This window comes from Aquipuribacter hungaricus, assembly GCF_037860755.1.
GTDB classification, from domain to species: domain Bacteria; phylum Actinomycetota; class Actinomycetes; order Actinomycetales; family JBBAYJ01; genus Aquipuribacter; species Aquipuribacter hungaricus.
The window spans coordinates 1-574 of sequence record NZ_JBBEOI010000533.1 but is presented as its reverse complement, the minus strand read 5'-3'; the positions used below and the strand labels follow the sequence as shown (position 1 = coordinate 574).

Annotated in this window: 1 protein-coding gene; it reads right to left on the bottom strand. The window is 82.1% G+C overall.

Features of this window, described 5'->3' with window-relative positions; genetic code table 11:
* Nucleotides 1-574: hypothetical protein (locus WCS02_RS21030; protein WP_340296248.1), on the bottom strand; the 574-nt coding region annotated here is incomplete at both ends.

Below are 574 nucleotides of genomic sequence, written 5' to 3'. Positions count from 1 at the left end.
CCCCCCCAGCGCGAGCGACAGCGGCACCGCGACGGGGGCGGCCGCCGGGACCAGGGCCACGACCCCGCTCACGGCCGCCGCCGCGCCCGTCGCCCCCGCCGCCCAGGACAGCAGCCGGGCGTCCTGGCGGACCCGGTGCTGGTAGCCGTCGTGCGCGAGGTCCCAGGCCCCCCGCCACCAGCCCGCCGCGACCGGCGGTGCGGCGCCGTCCAGCCGCGCCGACCAGCGCCGGGACGCCGCGCACCACCGCAGGTGGAGCTCCTCCGCCTCCTGCTGCAGCTCCCGCCGCCGCGCCTCCAGCCGGTCCAGCGCGGCCTGGTCGCCCAGCACCGTGCCCGTGGCCCCCGAGCCGTCCAGCGCGAGCGCCGTCGTCACCCGCACCCCGGCGGCCTGCCGCTCCCGGCGGTTGTCCAGGGCCCGCCCGCCCAGCGCGCCCGCCTCGGACTGCAGCCGCGCCAGCTCCTCCGCCCAGCCGTCGAGGACGGTCGCGGCGTCGGCGCACGAGCGGCCCAGTCCCGCCGACCGGTCACCGAGGCCGGCCAGCGTGGCCTGGGCCGCGCCGGCCGAAGTCGGA